The 15469-nt window shown below is 59.8% G+C and carries 16 protein-coding genes; 4 read left to right on the top strand and 12 right to left on the bottom strand.

All coding sequences use genetic code 11. From position 1 onward, the window contains the following. Positions 1-133: 133 nt before the first annotated feature. From VL547_RS23200 to ubiE, 9 genes are all read right to left on the bottom strand, one after another. Positions 134-556 carry a DUF983 domain-containing protein gene (locus VL547_RS23200; RefSeq protein ID WP_325582504.1) on the bottom strand — a complete coding sequence of 141 codons (423 nt, stop codon included), beginning with the start codon at positions 554-556 and terminating at the stop codon, positions 134-136. A 3-nt stretch (positions 557-559) separates the two neighbouring features. After that, positions 560-2377 (bottom strand): ABC transporter ATP-binding protein, encoded by a 1818-nt coding sequence (locus VL547_RS23195; RefSeq protein WP_325582502.1) that lies wholly within the window; start codon positions 2375-2377, stop codon positions 560-562. Beyond that, positions 2374-3276: a glycosyltransferase family 2 protein gene (locus VL547_RS23190; RefSeq protein WP_325582500.1), complete on the bottom strand. Its 903-nt coding sequence runs from the start codon at positions 3274-3276 to the stop codon at positions 2374-2376. Before VL547_RS23190 ends, VL547_RS23195 begins: the two co-directional genes overlap by 4 nt. Before the next feature lie 102 nt (positions 3277-3378). Next, positions 3379-4989, bottom strand: coding sequence for a YifB family Mg chelatase-like AAA ATPase (locus tag VL547_RS23185; RefSeq protein ID WP_325582498.1), 1611 nt, complete (start codon positions 4987-4989; stop codon positions 3379-3381). A gap of 25 nt (positions 4990-5014) precedes the next feature. Beyond that, complete coding sequence (locus VL547_RS23180) at positions 5015-5482, bottom strand: hypothetical protein (RefSeq protein WP_325582496.1); 468 nt, start codon at positions 5480-5482, stop codon at positions 5015-5017. Next, complete coding sequence (locus VL547_RS23175) at positions 5479-6837, bottom strand: MutS-related protein (protein WP_325582494.1); 1359 nt, start codon at positions 6835-6837, stop codon at positions 5479-5481. Before VL547_RS23175 ends, VL547_RS23180 begins: the two co-directional genes overlap by 4 nt. 12 nt (positions 6838-6849) lie before the next feature. Beyond that, positions 6850-8196: a dihydroorotase gene (locus VL547_RS23170; RefSeq protein WP_325582492.1), complete on the bottom strand. Its 1347-nt coding sequence runs from the start codon at positions 8194-8196 to the stop codon at positions 6850-6852. Positions 8197-8273: 77 nt separating this feature from the next. Further along, the gene (locus VL547_RS23165) at positions 8274-8999 is read right to left on the bottom strand and encodes an outer membrane beta-barrel protein (RefSeq protein WP_325582506.1); all 726 of its coding nucleotides are present in this window, start codon (positions 8997-8999) and stop codon (positions 8274-8276) included. Between the two features lie 70 nt (positions 9000-9069). Beyond that, complete coding sequence (gene ubiE, locus VL547_RS23160; protein WP_325582490.1) at positions 9070-9810, bottom strand: bifunctional demethylmenaquinone methyltransferase/2-methoxy-6-polyprenyl-1,4-benzoquinol methylase UbiE; 741 nt, start codon at positions 9808-9810, stop codon at positions 9070-9072. Between the two features lie 26 nt (positions 9811-9836). Between ubiE and yihA the strand changes: the two genes are divergently transcribed. After that, positions 9837-10535: a ribosome biogenesis GTP-binding protein YihA/YsxC gene (yihA, locus tag VL547_RS23155; protein ID WP_325582488.1), complete on the top strand. Its 699-nt coding sequence runs from the start codon at positions 9837-9839 to the stop codon at positions 10533-10535. On the opposite strand, the gene VL547_RS23150 is transcribed toward yihA, so the two are convergent. Next, the gene (locus VL547_RS23150) at positions 10499-11197 is read right to left on the bottom strand and encodes a response regulator transcription factor (protein WP_325582486.1); all 699 of its coding nucleotides are present in this window, start codon (positions 11195-11197) and stop codon (positions 10499-10501) included. The two genes, yihA and VL547_RS23150, sit on opposite strands and share 37 nt — an antisense overlap. A 76-nt stretch (positions 11198-11273) precedes the next feature. Between VL547_RS23150 and VL547_RS23145 the strand changes: the two genes are divergently transcribed. Then, a complete protein-coding gene (locus VL547_RS23145; RefSeq protein ID WP_325582484.1) occupies positions 11274-11627 on the top strand; it encodes a co-chaperone GroES family protein in 354 nt (117 codons plus the stop codon). Positions 11628-11653: 26 nt separating this feature from the next. On the opposite strand, the gene VL547_RS23140 is transcribed toward VL547_RS23145, so the two are convergent. Together VL547_RS23140 and VL547_RS23135 are read right to left on the bottom strand one after the other, a co-directional pair. Further along, a complete protein-coding gene (locus tag VL547_RS23140) occupies positions 11654-13363 on the bottom strand; it encodes an ATP-dependent DNA helicase RecQ (protein WP_325582480.1) in 1710 nt (569 codons plus the stop codon). Continuing rightward, the gene (locus tag VL547_RS23135) at positions 13350-13595 is read right to left on the bottom strand and encodes a hypothetical protein (RefSeq protein WP_325582478.1); all 246 of its coding nucleotides are present in this window, start codon (positions 13593-13595) and stop codon (positions 13350-13352) included. The genes VL547_RS23140 and VL547_RS23135 overlap by 14 nt, the downstream gene beginning before the upstream one ends. 26 nt (positions 13596-13621) lie before the next feature. Here VL547_RS23135 and tsaE point away from each other — a divergent pair, with 26 nt between their 5' ends. Together tsaE and VL547_RS23125 are read left to right on the top strand one after the other, a co-directional pair. Then, complete coding sequence (gene tsaE, locus VL547_RS23130) at positions 13622-14029, top strand: tRNA (adenosine(37)-N6)-threonylcarbamoyltransferase complex ATPase subunit type 1 TsaE (protein WP_325582476.1); 408 nt, start codon at positions 13622-13624, stop codon at positions 14027-14029. A gap of 46 nt (positions 14030-14075) precedes the next feature. Next, complete coding sequence (locus VL547_RS23125) at positions 14076-15290, top strand: alanine dehydrogenase (protein WP_325582474.1); 1215 nt, start codon at positions 14076-14078, stop codon at positions 15288-15290. Positions 15291-15469: the final 179 nt, after the last annotated feature.

Genomic DNA, 15469 nt, shown 5'->3' with positions numbered 1-15469 from the left:
TGCTGCACCTTTTTACCTCGCTTTGCGGTGCACCGCAAAACGAGGTAAAAAGGTGCAGCACCCCTCGACTATTCCTTTCGCGCCAATCGCAATCGCAACCGCGATCCGAATCCAAAGCGGGGCCGGGGTCGCGTCAGCCGTACTTTTTTACGGGATTGGTCTTGTAATCCGGGTCGTACCGCACGAAGAACCACAGGTACACCGTGCGGCTCAGCCGCATGAGCCAGGGTTGCAGCGCGAACAAGAACGCGATACACAACCCCAGACACCAGAAGACCCGGTTGTCCTCGGCGGAAAAGCCGATCAGCACCCACCAGGCCACGAACCACGCAACGATCAGCGCCACCGAAAGGGCGTAGCTGACGTAACCGGTGCCGTAGTAAAAACCGGGCTCCAGCTCCGTGGGCTGCCCGCAAACGGGGCATTTCTCGTTCATGTCGGTCGTGTGCTTGAGGTTGTAGGCGCTGTAGTCCTTGAAAAGCTTGCCGCGCCGGCAGCGGGGGCATTGCATCGTGAGCATGCTCCAGAGGTAGTTGGGACGGGTATCGTTCGACATATGTTAGGCGGATAAAGCTGTGACGTTGGTTTTCTTCCTTTCCCCGATCTGCTGACGCCACATGGCGTAGTAGAGCCCTTTTAGCTCCAGCAGGTTTTCGTGCGAGCCGGTCTCCACGACCTCGCCCTGCTCCAGGACGTATATGCGGTCGGCGTGCATGATCGTCGAAAGCCGGTGGGCGATCAGGACGCACACCTGGTTGCCCTCCGCGGAAATCTCGCGGATGGTCGCGGTGATCGATTCCTCGGTGATCGAGTCCAGGGCGGAGGTGGCTTCGTCGAAGATCAGGAGGGCGGGGTTCCGGAGCAACGCGCGGGCGATGGAAAGCCGCTGTTTTTCTCCACCGGAAACCTTCATACCCCCTTCCCCGATGACCGTGTCGATGCCCTTGTCCGCCCGTGCCAGAAGGCGGTCGCAGGAGGCCTTGTGGAGCGCTTCCATGAGTTGTTCGTCGGTGGCGGAGGGGTAGACGAAGAGCAGGTTTTCCTTGATGCTCCCAGAGAACAGCTGGGTATCCTGGGTCACGAAACCGATCTGGTTGCGGAGGTCGTCGAGGTGTATTTCCTTGCCGTCGATGTGGTTATAGGTAATGCGCCCTTCCTGCGGCTGGTAGAGGCCCACCAGCAGCTTCATCAGCGTGGTCTTGCCCGAGCCGGATGGCCCGACGAAGGCGATGGTCTCGCCCTTGTCCGCCTTGAAGCTGATGTCGTGGACGGCCTTTTGGTTGGCGCTCCGGTGCTGGAATCCGACGTGATCGAAGGACAACGTCTGGATGTGACCGAGGTGAACCGGGTGGGCCGGTTCCTTTTCCACGGTTTTTTGCATCAGGTCGTGGAAGTTCTTGAGCGAGGCCTCGGCTTCCCGGTAATTCAGGATGATGTTACCCAGTTCCTGAAGCGGGCCGAAGATGAAGAAGGAATAGAACAGCATGGTCATTACCTGCCCCGCGGTTATATGGTCCTGGAAAACCAGCCACAGCAACAGGAACATGATCGACTGGCGCAGGAAGTTGACAAAGGTCCCCTGCGCGAAGTTGAGGGGCCGGATGCTCTTGACCTTTTTGAGCTCGAGGCCGAGGATCTTGAACGTATTCTGGTTGAGCCGGTTGATCTCCTGTTTGGTCAGGCCGAGGCTTTTCACCAGCTCGATGTTCCGGAGCGATTCGGTCGTGGCGCCCGCCAGGGCGTTGGTTTCGTGGACGATCTTTTTCTGAATGATCTTGATTTTGCGGCTCAGGACGCTCGTCATCCAGGACAGGATCAGCATGCCGCCCACGTACATCGGTACGATGGACCAATGGAGCATGAAGGAGTAGATACACACGAATACCACGCCCACGATGATCCCGAACAGGACGTTGACAAATGAGATGATGAACTTTTCGGTATCCGCGCGCACCTTGGTCAGGGTCGACAAGGTTTCCCCGCTCCGCTGGTCTTCGAACTCGTTAAAGGGCAGACCCATGGAGCGCTCCAGGCCGTCGGTGAAGATGGTGGCGCCAAACTTCTGGACGATCACCTGGGTATAATAGTCCTGGAAGGCTTTGGCGATCCGCGACACCATGGCTACGCCGATCAGGATGCCCAGGTATTGGGCTACGCCCCAGGCGTATTGGGACGCCGTCCGGACACCGCCGGACTCGAAATTTTTATAGGTCGCGCCCTTTTTGAGGAGGTCGTGCGGATGGTTGGCGAACATATCGATGATCTTCCCCAGGAAAATGGGATCGAGCATCGAAAACGCCTGGTTGATCGCCGCCAGCACGAGGGCCAGGAGCACGATCCATTTATAGGGTTTTAGGTAGTGGAGCAACAGCTTCATATCAATTCGTAATTTCTGTATTCAAATAATCGTTTGCCTGTCTGTCTTTCCAGCCAATACAGGATGCGGTCCTTGCCGCGTTTGAATTTTTTTTGACGGACGTCGAAGTCGAATATCCAGTCTTCCTGGGCCACCCGGTTGGCCATGACCTCGGGGTGCGTGCCCTGGAAAACGGCCAGGGAGTCGATGTCGTTATGCAGATAGGTCTCCACCTTTGGCGGCAGCGCGTCGGTGAAGGCCTTCATCTGCTGGTCGCCACGCCAGAGGGACGGGAAGTAGCGCAGTTTTTTCTCGTGATCCCGGGGATCCTTGACCCAACCGTAGTGGTAGATATAAGCATCCACCGGCCGCACCTTTAACTTGCGGAGCTCACCCGTGGCGGGGTCCTGTTTGCGGAAACCCTGGGCGTCCTTGTAGGAATGGATGTCCTTGTCGTTGCGGACGACGCGGATTTCCCGGCTGTACCACCGCCGGCTGTCCCCTACAAAGCGGTAGCTTCCGAAGAAGTGCTCGTACCGGAACAACAACCCCTCCACGCGCGGGTCGTCCTTGTACCGCTCCATGGCCGCCTTGATTGCGGCCAGGTATTTTTCGTGCACCACCTCGTCCGCCTGCAGGTAGAACCCCCAGGTGCTGTCGGGCGATATGGCGGCAAAAGCCTTGTCGGTCTCGACCGCCAGCACCCTGCCGCCTTCCCGGAGCGATTCGTCCCAAACCGACGGCACGATCCTGATCTTAGGGGAATCGATGGACCGGATCAAGTCTTCGGTTTCGTCATCGGACTGGCCGAGACAAATGACGAATTCGTCTACGAGGGGAAGGATGGACCGGATGGATTCAACGACAGGGTATCCGAATTTGACGGCGTTGCGCACAAAGGTAAAACCGCTGACTTGCATGGGTGCAAAGGTACGCTTTTTCCGAGGCGGCGCCGCCACGGCGGGGAACCCGCGCGGGACGGGCGCCGCGCCCGAAGAACCCGCGCTGGTCGCCGCCCCGCGCTATCGCTGGCGGTCCAACCCCCTGAATTGAAGGGCCTCCGCGACGTGTTCCGTCTTGAGCACCGCGCAGCCGTCGAGGTCGGCGATGGTGCGGGCGATCTTCCGGACGCGGTCGAACGCCCTGGCGGAAAGGCCGAGGTTTTCGACGGCGTTTTTTAGCAGACCCGAGGCTCCGGCAGGAAGCCGGCAATAGCGATGCAGGTGGGCGGAATGCATGTGGGCGTTCGCGTATAGGCCGGGGTGGGCGGCAAAGCGATCGGATTGGCGGGCGCGGGCGGCGGCGACGCGGGCACGGACGTAGGCGGTGGAGGTGACGGCGCCGGGTAGCGTTTCCGGTGCGGCGTCCATCTCGGCGTAACTCACCGGCCCCACCTCTACCTGCAGATCGATCCGGTCGAGGAGCGGACCCGAAAGCCGTTGCCAATAGCGGCCAACCAGGGTGGCGGGGCAGGTGCAGTTCTTATCCGGGTGCCCCCGATAACCGCAGGGACAGGGGTTCATCGCGGCCACCAGCATGAATGAGGCTGGGAAAGAAAGGTTCCCGGTTACGCGGGACACATTGACGCTGCGATCCTCCAGGGGCTGTCGGAGGTATTCCAGCGACATCCGTGGGAACTCGGGGAGCTCGTCGAGGAAAAGCACGCCATTGTGCGCCAGGGACACTTCGCCGGGTAGGGGCGGGGCTCCGCCACCCACCAGGGAGGTCGCGCTGGAGCTGTGGTGGGGGCTGCGAAAGGGCCGCATGGCGATCAGGCCCGAGCCGGGGTTGATCTTGCCGGCGACGCTGTATATCCGGGTTACCTCGATCGCTTCTTCCCGGGTCAGGGGCGGGAGTATGCCGGGCAGCAGCCGGGCCAGGAGGGTCTTGCCCGTACCCGGGGGCCCCACCAGTAAGACATTATGGCTGCCGGCCGCGGCGATCTCCAGCGCCCGTTTGGCGTGAGCCTGGCCGCTGACGTGGCGAAAGTCGAGAGTGGATTCGACGGCGGCGCTGCTGAAGGGTGCCCCGCCAACAGCCGCGCCGCCGATGACGGTCCTGCTGGGGGCGGTCGCACGGTCGCCTGGCCTGGCCGCTGAACTGGGCACCCGGAAACGGGAAGCGCCCCCCTCGCAGACAACATCCACCACTTCCCGGAGGCTCGACACGCCATAAACGGGTAACCCTTCGATCAGCGCTGCTTCGGCCGCGTTCTCGGCGGGCAGGATGAGCCCGCGGCCTTCCCGCGCCACCTGCTCGGCGATCACCAGCACGCCCTGGATCGGCCGGAGGGCGCCATCGAGCGAGAGCTCCCCCATGATCGTATACTGCCGAAGGCGCTCGGGGTCTTTGATCTGTCCGCTGGCGCCCAGGACGCCCAGGGCGATGGGGAGGTCGAAGGCGGTCCCCGTTTTGCGCAGCCCCGCCGGCGCGAGATTGACGACGATCTTGGTGCGGGGCATATTCCAGCCGTTACTTTTTATCGCGGATTCGATCCGTCGGAGACTTTCCCGGACCGCGCCGTCCGCCAGGCCCACGATAAAATAATGCAGCCCCGCCGTCACGCTCACCTCTACGGTGATGGCGCGGGCTTCCATGCCGAACACGGCGCTCCCGTAAGTGGTTACCAGCATACATACCTGTTGCCGGGGGATGTTTTTATCGGGTGTCGCCCCCGGCCGCCTTTTTGATCGCCTGTCCGAGCAGGTCGACCCCGTAGACGAGGAGGAGGTACAGAAAGGCCATCAAGACCAGGACATAGGGCTTCAGGGACGCCAGCGTGGTTACGAGCTCGTCGCGGAAAAGCGATACGGTCACGAGCGCAAAAAAGGGAAGAACGAGGTAGAACGGGTTCCGGCGTACGGCAAAGAACAGCAGGGCCATGGCCAGCAATGGGAGCAGCTGCCACAGGATGGTTGGATAAAAACCGCGCCGGGCGACCTCCGCGATACCGACCATCAGACCGCATAAGGCATAGAAGGCCAGCAGTCCGTTCGCCATGGCGACCAGCCGGCGCAGCTCCGGACGCCGGGCCTTCCAGACCAGGAACAGCAACACCAGGACGAGGGCGGAAAAATCATATCCGACACGGAAAAATATGCTCAGGATGATGCCGGTGTTGTTCATGCGGATGGCGGTTTATGGTTGATCGCGCCCGCGGCGCCAGGCAGGTTTTCCAGGAGATCGATGACTTTTTCCCTGCGGAGGATGAGGTATCCGATGCGGTCGTTGCTGATACCCTCCCGGAGCTGGTAGCTGAACAGGAGCTGGTCCCCCCGGACCTCGGTTTCAAAATAGCGGAACGCGATATTGGGATAATCCATCAGCGAGGCCCCGATCTCGTAGAGATGCGTGGAGAGCACGAACAGGGAGCTTTTGACCTTTACCAGTCCCTTGATCACCGCGGTGGAACAATTCATGGCGTCCTCGATATTGGTGCCCTTGAAAAGCTCGTCGATCAGGATCAGCCATTTTTTACCGTCGGCGACCTTCAGGACGGTGTTCTTGATGCGCTGGACCTCGTTGAAGAAATAGCTTTCACCCTTGAAGATGTTGTCCTGAACCTGGATGTTGCTGAGCAACCCGTCGAAAAGCGATAGCTCCATCGACGCGGCGGGTACGCCCATGCCCACGTGCGCCATGAAAACGCTGATCCCCACCGCCCGGATAAAGGTGCTTTTGCCGCCCATGTTCGCGCCGGTGAGGAAAAGGAAGTTGTTCTCGTAGTCGAGTCGAAGGTTATACGGCACGGGTTCGTCCAGCAGGAGATGGAACAGCCCTTCCGCCTTGATGACGGGCGTGGACTGGGACCGGACGACCGGAAAGTGAAGGCCCAGGTGGAGGACCGCCATCGCCATCCCGTAATACGCGTCCAGCCGGTGGTAGAGACGGAGCAGGTCCTGCAACTGGTGCTTGTACCGGTAGAGGAGGAAGTGGCCCAGCGCCAGGAACTGCTGCCGGCGCATCTTTTCCACGCTCCCCACGGCCACCGCTTCACGGATGACGTCGTGGTCCATCCGCGCGCGGACCTCCAGGAGGAGCTCTTTGAGCAGCGAAGGGGCGCCCTCGTCGGAATAGGCGGCCAGGATGCGGTTTATCCCCCTGAAAAAATCCAGGAAATGCCCCAGCGTATACCGCACCATCGAAAAGTCGGGTCCGTGAAAGAGCTTGTACGCCAGTGCGTCCACCGGGGAGCTGGAGTTGGGGATGGTGTCGAAGTTATAGGTATAGTACTTTTCCAGGACCATCAGGGTGCCGTTGGTGATCTCCGCGGGCCAGGCCGATTCCCGCTTCAGGATCCACCGGATGGTCTCCTGGGTCGCCAGGATCCTGTTCAGGTCGTGGTAGGGATGACGGAGCAGTTGTTCGAGCTCCGTCCGGCCTCCCGTGGTACGGGTAAAGTTGATCTTGTGGAAGACCGAGTCTTCCGCGTCTGCATTAAAAACGGACAGGTCCCTGAGGGTGGTGGCATCGATCTCCATAAGCGACTGGTTTTACCGGCTGAATGAAAGCCGTTCTCCCCTATAAGAGTCGTGAACCGTCATTTTTCCATAACCATTCTCGAAAATAAGCCGGCCATTAACAAAAGTTTGGCTAACGGCGCCCTTCAGGGTCTGTCCTTCCAGGGGACTCCACCCGCACTTATAGAGCAGGTTTTCCCTGGAGATCGTCGTCGTCGCTTCGGTATCCACGATCACCAGGTCCGCTTTATACCCCTCCCGGATGTACCCGCGGCCCTCGATCTGGAAACAATCGGCCACGGCGTGGCTCATTTTGCGGGCGATGGTCTCGAGGCTGATCTTCCCTTCCGCCCGTGCGTGGAGCATCAGCGGCAGGGAGTGCTGGACCAGGGGCAGACCCGAGTGTGCCTTTTCATACGGCGGTTGTTTTTCCGCCCAGGTGTGGGGCGCGTGGTCCGTGGCGATGACGTCCAGCCGGTCGTCCAGGAGCGCTTCCCAAAGGGCGTCCCGGTTGAAGGAGGCCTTGATGGCGGGATTGCACTTGATCTGGTAGCCCAGCCGCGCATAGTCGTCCGCCGTGAACGACAGGTGGTGTACGCACACTTCGGTCGTGATCCGTTTGTCGGTCAGCGGGATCATATTGGTGAACAGCTGTAGTTCCCTGGCGGTGCTGATGTGGAGGATGTGCAGCCGGCTGTTGTACTTCTTGGCGAATTGGACCGCCGTAAAAGACGACGAAAAACAGGCTTCCTCATCCCGTATCCGCGGGTGGTCCGCCGGTTCCAGGTCTTCCTTTTCCCCCTTTATACGTGCGTAGTTCTCTTTTATGATCTTCTCGTCCTCGCAGTGCGTGGCGATCAATACCTCGCTCTCCCTGAACAACCGGTCGAGCGTGAGGTAATTATCCACCAGCATATTCCCCGTCGAAGACCCCATGAATATCTTGATGCCGCAAACGTCTTTCCTTTTATCGTTCGTCTTCAGTACCTCGTCCGCGTTGTCGTTGCTCACCCCCATGAAGAAAGAGTAGTTAGCCAGTGAATTGGCCGCGCCGATGGCGTATTTGTCTTCCAGCAGTTCCTGCGTCAGCGCATTGGGGATCGTGTTGGGCATTTCCATAAAGCTCGTCACACCGCCGGCCACCGCAGCGCGCGACTCCGTGGCGATCGTCGCCTTGTGCGTCAGCCCCGGTTCCCTGAAGTGGACTTGATCGTCGATGACCCCCGGGAGCAGGTGCTTGCCCGTACCGTCGATCTCGGTGGCGTTGGCGTCGATCGTCCCGCCTATTTTGGCAATCCTGCCGCTTTCGATCAGTAGGTCTCCGGCGATAGTCTTGCCTTCATTGACTATGTGGATGTTTTTGATCAGGTATCTGTCCATAGGCTCGCAATATAGGACAAATTTACCCCCGTCCGCCCCGGGGGAGTGCAGGCACGATACCGGAAAACACGGAGACCCTACCCTTCCAGGTGGATGCACAACATGATCATGCGCGACTTCAACGATTCGATTACGTTGGAGTACTTGTTGGTCTGGTCCTGTGACAGGATGTTGCCAAAACCGTTGTTGAACCGTATCTCCGGGGAGAAGATAAAGCTGGGGAAATAGAAGTTCAGCCCCGCGCCAAAGTCGATCCCGGCATCCCCGGGCTTTACCTTAACGAGGTTTTCGACCTTCCGGTTCGCGGAATTGCTGGCCAGGTCGTAGTCGTAGTGGAGACCTACGAAGGTATATACGCGGAAGTTGCGGATGCGGTCGCTGAGGAATTTGAGGTCCAGGGGAAAATCCAGGAGGGCGGACTGGACCTCCTTGACGGAGTTGGTATCCTCCCCGTAGACGGGATATTTGATGGTATAGGCGATATCGCGGGTCGCAAAGATCAGTTGGGGGTTGAACCTCAGCTCGAAGTGCGGGATAAGACGGAGGGTGCCCAGGAGACCCAGGCCAAAACCGCCGACGGCCTTGGTGTTGGCCACCTGGACGCTGTCATAGGTCATCATCCGGGGGGACGGCTGGGCTTTGAAGCGCGCGCTGTTGTACGAAAGCGTGATCCCGAAATAATAGGGTTTGGAATCGTGCTCCGGCAAATTGGGTTCCCAAATCTGGGACTGGGCCCTGCTCACGCTCCACAAACCCATCAGGCCCAATGTGATCAATAGGATATTCAGCCGCTTCAAATGCATGTCACTCAAACGTTCCGGGGGAATTTTTATTGTGGGCCGGGCCAAAACGGCGGGCCGCCGGCGGGGCGGGCTACTTTATCCCCGTATAAATACTGCAAATGCCCAGGGTCAACCCCTTTGCCCGAGTGGCGTTGTACCCCACGGCGTCGAGTACCGCGGTAAATCGTGCCCCTTCGGGGAACGCCTGGATGGAGTCGCCCAGGTAGGCATACGCCTTTTTGTTGTGGCTGAAAAAGGACACCAGGACGGGGCAGATGTGGCGCATGTACCAGCGGTAGAGTCGCCCGGTCAGGCCGCCGGGCTGGGAAAACTCGAGCACCACCAGCTTGCCGCCCGGGCGGAGGACGCGCCGGATTTCGGCAAGACCCCGGTCGAGGTGTTCGAAGTTACGGACCCCGAAGGCGACGGTGACGGCATCGAACTGGTTGTCGGCGAAGGGCAGGCGACCGCTGTCGCCCTGCCGCAGCGTGATGTGGTCCGAGAGTCCTTCGCGTTCCAGCTTGCGGCGGCCCAGCTCCAGCATGCCTTCACTTATATCCACCCCCGTGATCTGCCCGGGCCGGAGCCGGCGGTAGGTCATGATCGCCATGTCACCGGTACCGGTGGCTACATCCAGGAGGCTATGGACCTCAAGACCGCGCAGCTCCCGGATCGCGCGTTTGCGCCACCAAAGGTCTACACCGCCGGAGAGGAAGCGGTTCAGGAAGTCGTAACGGGGGGCAATGTCATCGAACATGGAGGCCACTTGCTCTGTCTTGCTCGCCTGAGAATCATCGTAGGGGACGACACGGTCATGCCTGTAGGATGTCATGGCGCGAAATTACTGTAATTTGCAGTATGGAGATTGTGAAAGCGGCCTACCTCATTTCAAGCCCGGCGCTGGCGGATTGCCCCAAGGCGGACCGTCCCGAGTACGCCCTGATCGGGCGAAGCAATGTGGGAAAGTCATCGGTATTGAATATGATCACCAACAAGGAAGGGCTGGCGAAGATCAGCCGTAGCCCGGGGAAGACCCGGCTCATCAACCATTTTGCGATCGAAAGCACGCCGTCTGCGGAGGTGCGGGGACCCGTTACGTCCTGGTACCTCGTCGACCTGCCGGGCTATGGCTTCGCCAAAGTGTCCCACGCGCAACGCAAGCAATGGGAAAAGATGATCGAGGAGTACGTCCGTAAACGGGAGACCCTCGGCGTATTGTTTGTCTTGATCGACAGCCGGCACGAGCCCCAGGCGATCGACCTGGAGTTCATCGGGAAGCTGGGCGAATGGCAGGTGCCGTTTGCCTTGATTTTTACCAAATCCGATAAGAGCACACAGAAGGAGGTCGCGGCCAACGTGCGTCGTTTCCTCGACGAGATGCGGAAAGAATGGGAGTTCCTGCCGCCGCATTTCGTAACATCCGCGGTAAAAAAAACAGGGCGCAAGGCCCTGCTGGAATATATTAACGAGTCGAATGCTTCCTACGCGGCGGCGCACGCTGCCGCGCCGGTTGGCCGGGCTCAGGCCGGGACCACAAGCCGGAAGCCGTTGCCGTGAATGTTGACGATTTCGATGGTCTCGTCTTCTTTCAGGTATTTGCGGAGCTTGGCGATGTACACGTCCATGCTCCGGCCGTTGAAATAAGTGTCGCTGCCCCAGATACGCTTGAGGGCCTGTTCCCGGGGTAGCAGGTCGTTCTTAAACTCGGCCAGCATTTTGAGCAGCTCGTTCTCCTTGGGCGACAGCGTCTGCGTCTTGCCGTTGATCGACAGCTCCCGCAGCTTGGGGTTGAAGTGATAACGGCCCAGATCGTATTCGGTGACCTCGCCGGTCTTGTTCATTTCCTCATTGCGCTTAAGGATGGCTTTTATTTTTAAGAGAAGCACCTCGCTGTCGAAGGGTTTGGTGATGTAGTCGTCGGCGCCGAGTTTGTAGCCCTGGATGATGTCCTCTTTCATGGTTTTGGCCGATAGGAAGAACAAGGGGATGTCGGGGTCGACGTCGCGGATTTCCTCGGCCAGCGTAAAGCCGTCCATGTTGGGCATCATGACGTCCAGGAGGCAAAGGTCGAACTTCTCCCGGCGGAAGGCTGCCAGACCCAGGATCCCATCCCTTTCCAGCGCCACGTCGTAATCATTCAGCTCGAGATAGTTCTTCAATACCATGCCGAGGTTGTTGTCATCTTCCACTAAAAGGATCTTGGGGTGATTCGCTTCCATATACTTCTGATTTAAAGAGTCTTAAAATTATCCCGTTTTTCTGAGAAAACGCGCGGCTGCCGTATTTTTGTTGCTTATGACACTCAAGACACTCATCGTGATCGGGGACAGGGTTTTGATCCGTCCCAAGACGGGGGATGAACGTACAGAGAGCGGTTTGTATCTGCCGCCGGGTGTACAGGAAAAGGAAAAAGTACAGCAAGGTTACGTTATAAAAACCGGACCGGGTTATGCAATACCTACGCCGATCGAAAATGAATCCTGGAAAGGGGAGGACGAGCAGGTCAAATATGTGCCCCTCCAGGTCCGCGAAGGCGACCTGGCGATATTCCTGCTGAGCGGCGCCACGGAGGTCATGTACGATGGGGGGAAGTATTTCATTGTACCGCAAGGCGCCATACTTATGCTCGAACGCGACGAGGAGCTATAAGACCACGTCGCCCGGCCGCGCGGGTGTTAAGGGGTCGCTAAGCACAAGTCGCAAATCCCGCAACGCGGCCCCGCCGGCATCCCGAAATAGTCGTTGATCAGTTGCGCCCTGCAACCCGCGGTGGCGCCCATGTACCCGATCATCTCCTGGAGCCGCTGTGTGTACACGGCTTTGCGCGAAAGGATGCGCGCATAGTCTATGCGCAGTTCGTCCACGCGGATACGGGGTTGGAGCAGGCGTATCTGCGGGGTATTGACGGCGGGAGCATAGGATAGGATACCAGCCCTGTCCAGGGCGGCGAGCCGCTGGGCGATCATCGGGGGGGCGAGCCGGGTGATCCGGGTGAGCCGGCTTTCGGACAGCCGGGTGGGATAGTGGAGGATGCCGGGATAGTTCCGTAACAGTGCGTCCACCAGTGGATCGTTCAGCGCCTCCAGCGCGCGGCCATCGAGTGAAAACTGGCAGCTGGGCGGGCGTCTGACCCGGTCGGCGTAGAGGAGGACTTCTTCCTGCTCCAACGCCTTGAGGGCGTGGAGAGTGATCGCGGCGGGGCGTTTGAAGCGTGCGACGAAGGTATCCAGGGAAAAGTCATACCATTCCATTTCCCCGGTTTCTGCGGGGATCTGCAGGAAATTGACGAGGTCCCGGTAAGTACCCCGGATGGCTTCTTCTGAAGGAAAGCGCTGACCGGGCAGCGCTTCCAGGGTGCGAAGGTCGTTTTCCCCATAGAGCAGGACGGCCACCGCGCCGGTTCCATCCCTGCCGGCGCGGCCGGCTTCCTGGTAGTAATTCTCGATGCCATCGGGGGCGTCGTAGTGCAGAACGATGCGCACATCTGGCTTGTCAATGCCCATGCCAAAGGCGTTGGTCGCGACCATGACGCGGACCTCCCCGCGCATCCATGCCTCCTGGATGCGGCCGCGGTCCCCTGTCGGCATGCCCCCGTGATAGGCCGCCGCGCGGTGTCCCGCGGACGCCAGGATACCCGAGAGGTCCTCCGTGGTCCGCCTGTTACGGCAATAGACGATCCCGGCGCCCGGCGTGTCTTCCAGGAAGCGGAAGAGGGCCTCGGTCTTGTCTTCCGTCCGCCTGACGCTCAGGGCAAGCCGGGGCCTCAGGAGCGGTCCCTCGATAACGACCGGCGATCGGAGCCCCAACTGGCGGATGATGTCGGACCGGACTTCCCGGGTGGCCGTAGCCGTTAGTGCCAGGAAAGGCGCGGCGGGCAGCAAGGCTTTTATCTCCGCGATCCGCCGGTACGCGGGGCGGAAGTCGTGTCCCCATTCGGATATGCAGTGGGCTTCGTCCACCGCCACCAGACCGACGTCGATGTGAGGGAGGTAATCGGTCAGCGCCCTGGTTTCCAGGCGTTCGGGGGATACGTATAGGAGCTTGATCCGGCCCCGTACGGCGGCCTGAAGGATGTCTTCGGTGTCCTGCCAGGTCTGTCCGGTAAGGAGGGCGGCGGCCGGGATGCCCTTGTCGACGAGCGCGTCCACCTGGTCTTTCATCAGGGCGATGAGGGGACTTACGACCAGGGTTAGCCCGGGGAGCATCAGCGCCGGCACCTGGTAGCATACGGACTTACCGCTCCCGGTGGCCAGCAGGGCCAGGACGTCCCGCTTGTCGAGCAGGGCCTTGATCGCCTCTTCCTGTAGCGGGCGGAAACCGTCGAATCCCCAGTATTGCTTCAGGAGAGCCAGGGGCGACGGGTGCTGGGGGTCAGGGAGCGACATAGGCTTTGGCGGTTCCCTTTTCGATCAGGCCTCCCTTTGCCACGACCTGCGGTGGCGCCCAGGTGGCGCCGCCCACCCGGATCTCGCCCGAGAGGAGCTTGGCGGCAGCGGGGACGACCTCCCCTTCTTTGAGCAGGAGCAGGTCCCCAACGCGCAGTTCCTGGCTGTCCACCGGAAAAATCAGCTCCTGGTGCCGGTCGTCGAAGGCGATCATGTAGGCGGTGATGTTCATCGGCCTAAAGTTACCATCTTTGCGCCATGGATATAGTTTACTCGCTGGAGGAATTGCCCACGGTGGCTTCCCGGTTCCTGGAGACGGTCCGTATGCCTGCGGTGATCGCCCTGCACGGGGAAATGGGTGCGGGTAAGACGACCTTCGTCAGCACGCTGGGCAAGGCCCTGGGTGTGGTGGGTCACCTGTCCAGCCCTACATTCTCACTGGTCAACGAATACCGGACGGGGTCGGGCGTCATTATTTACCATATGGACTGGTACCGTCTGAAGGGGCCAGAGGAGGCAGTGATGGCCGGTATGGAGGAATACCTGTTTTCGGGGAGGACCTGCCTGGTCGAATGGCCCGAACGGGCGCCGGGCATCCTGCCCGGGGACGCCATCCATGTCTGGCTGGAGGTGGTGGATCCTTTTACACGAAGGTTGAGGGTCTGACGCCAATTTTGTACATTTATGATCCCATTCTAATCGTTGTCTGACTATGCCTGTCAAGAAGCCCTTTTTGGCTACTTCATTTACCTACGAAACGCTCGAAGAAACCTTGGACGTCAAGCCCAAGGGAACCTCTCTGCATATCGGCATACCCAAGGAAAACTGGTTTAACGAAAACCGCGTTCCCCTCACCCCCGAGGCCGTGAGCGTGCTGGTGAGCAACGGGCATAAGGTCGTCATGGAGTACAAGGCCTCCGAGGGCGCCCATTATTCCGATATGGAATACAGCGACGCCGGGGCAAAGATCGCTTACGACAAAAAAGAGGTCTACCAGAGCGACGTGCTCATCAAAAGCGCTCCCGTGAGCGAAGTGGAGCTGGAGTGTCTCAAGCCGGGTCAGGTCATCATTTCCCCGATCCACCTGGCCGTGATGAAGAGCGAAATCCTGGAGAAAATGATGGCCAGGCGCATCACGGCGTTGTCCTTCGAGAACCTCAAGGACGATTCGGGCAACTATCCCATTGTGCGGTCCATGAGCGAAATCGCGGGGAGCGCCGTCATGCTGATCGCGGGACAGTACCTTAGCAACGCCAACGACGGCAAGGGCGTGTTGCTCGGGGGCATTTCGGGGATTCCCCCGACCAAGGTCATCATCCTCGGGGCCGGGATCGTGGGCGAGTTCGCCGCCCGGACAGCCATGGCCATGGGGAGCAGCGTCAAGATATTCGATAACAGTATTTACCGGCTCAAACGCCTGCAGAACAATATCGGCTCCCGTTTGTTCACCTCCGTGATCGAACCCAAGATCCTGGCCAAGCAGCTCAAGACCTGCGACGTGGCCGTGGGCGCGCTGTCCTCCGGCGGCGGCCGCACGCCCATCGTCGTCACCGAGGAAATGGTGTCGCAGATGCGCCAGGGCAGCGTCGTCGTGGACGTTTCGATCGACCGGGGCGGTTGCTTCGAGACCTCCGAGATCACTTCGCTGGAGAGCCCGATCTTCCTGAAACACGGCGTCATCCACTACTGCGTCCCTAACATCCCTTCCGGTTTCGCCCGCACGGCCTCCCAGGCGATCTCCAATGTTCTCATGCCGTTACTGCTCGAGGCGGCCGAGAGCGGGGGCTTCGAAAGCCTTGTCTGGCACAAGGTTTCCATCCGCAGCGGGATATACCTCTTCAAGGGGTCGCTGACCAATTTCCACCTTTCGCAACGCTTCGACATCAAGTACACCGACCTCAATCTGCTCATCGCCTCGCAGCGGTAAAACGGCCCCGGTTTACCATCGGCCGTTACCATCTGCCATTTGCGGCCGCCCGCCGGGTGCCGGCCCCTGCCGGTTGCGGTCCCCTGCCTTGACAATTCACCTGCCGACCTCGTGGAGTGGGGTGGGATGCCTCTTTTACCCCGTTTTGCTTTGATTCAAAGCAAAACGGGGTAAAAGAG

Source organism: Dinghuibacter sp. (genome assembly GCF_035492835.1).
Classification (GTDB): Bacteria; Bacteroidota; Bacteroidia; order Chitinophagales; family Chitinophagaceae; genus Dinghuibacter.
This window is presented reverse-complemented; position numbering and strand designations above follow the sequence as displayed.

What these genes read in the sequence shown, in the direction of transcription:
- VL547_RS23165 (WP_325582506.1), bottom strand. Translation starts at nt 8,999, where the DNA reads ATGCATTTGAAGCGGCTGAATATCCTATTGATCACATTGGGCCTGATG.
- VL547_RS23135 (WP_325582478.1), bottom strand. Translation starts at nt 13,595, where the DNA reads ATGAACATCACCGCCTACATGATCGCCTTCGACGACCGGCACCAGGAG.
- VL547_RS23140 (WP_325582480.1), bottom strand. Translation starts at nt 13,363, where the DNA reads ATGTCGCTCCCTGACCCCCAGCACCCGTCGCCCCTGGCTCTCCTGAAG.
- tsaE (WP_325582476.1), top strand. Translation starts at nt 13,622, where the DNA reads ATGGATATAGTTTACTCGCTGGAGGAATTGCCCACGGTGGCTTCCCGG.
- ubiE (WP_325582490.1), bottom strand. Translation starts at nt 9,810, where the DNA reads ATGACATCCTACAGGCATGACCGTGTCGTCCCCTACGATGATTCTCAG.
- yihA (WP_325582488.1), top strand. Translation starts at nt 9,837, where the DNA reads ATGGAGATTGTGAAAGCGGCCTACCTCATTTCAAGCCCGGCGCTGGCG.
- VL547_RS23125 (WP_325582474.1), top strand. Translation starts at nt 14,076, where the DNA reads ATGCCTGTCAAGAAGCCCTTTTTGGCTACTTCATTTACCTACGAAACG.
- VL547_RS23200 (WP_325582504.1), bottom strand. Translation starts at nt 556, where the DNA reads ATGTCGAACGATACCCGTCCCAACTACCTCTGGAGCATGCTCACGATG.
- VL547_RS23180 (WP_325582496.1), bottom strand. Translation starts at nt 5,482, where the DNA reads ATGAACAACACCGGCATCATCCTGAGCATATTTTTCCGTGTCGGATAT.
- VL547_RS23150 (WP_325582486.1), bottom strand. Translation starts at nt 11,197, where the DNA reads ATGGAAGCGAATCACCCCAAGATCCTTTTAGTGGAAGATGACAACAAC.
- VL547_RS23145 (WP_325582484.1), top strand. Translation starts at nt 11,274, where the DNA reads ATGACACTCAAGACACTCATCGTGATCGGGGACAGGGTTTTGATCCGT.
- VL547_RS23185 (WP_325582498.1), bottom strand. Translation starts at nt 4,989, where the DNA reads ATGCTGGTAACCACTTACGGGAGCGCCGTGTTCGGCATGGAAGCCCGC.
- VL547_RS23175 (WP_325582494.1), bottom strand. Translation starts at nt 6,837, where the DNA reads ATGGAGATCGATGCCACCACCCTCAGGGACCTGTCCGTTTTTAATGCA.
- VL547_RS23195 (WP_325582502.1), bottom strand. Translation starts at nt 2,377, where the DNA reads ATGAAGCTGTTGCTCCACTACCTAAAACCCTATAAATGGATCGTGCTC.
- VL547_RS23190 (WP_325582500.1), bottom strand. Translation starts at nt 3,276, where the DNA reads ATGCAAGTCAGCGGTTTTACCTTTGTGCGCAACGCCGTCAAATTCGGA.
- VL547_RS23170 (WP_325582492.1), bottom strand. Translation starts at nt 8,196, where the DNA reads ATGGACAGATACCTGATCAAAAACATCCACATAGTCAATGAAGGCAAG.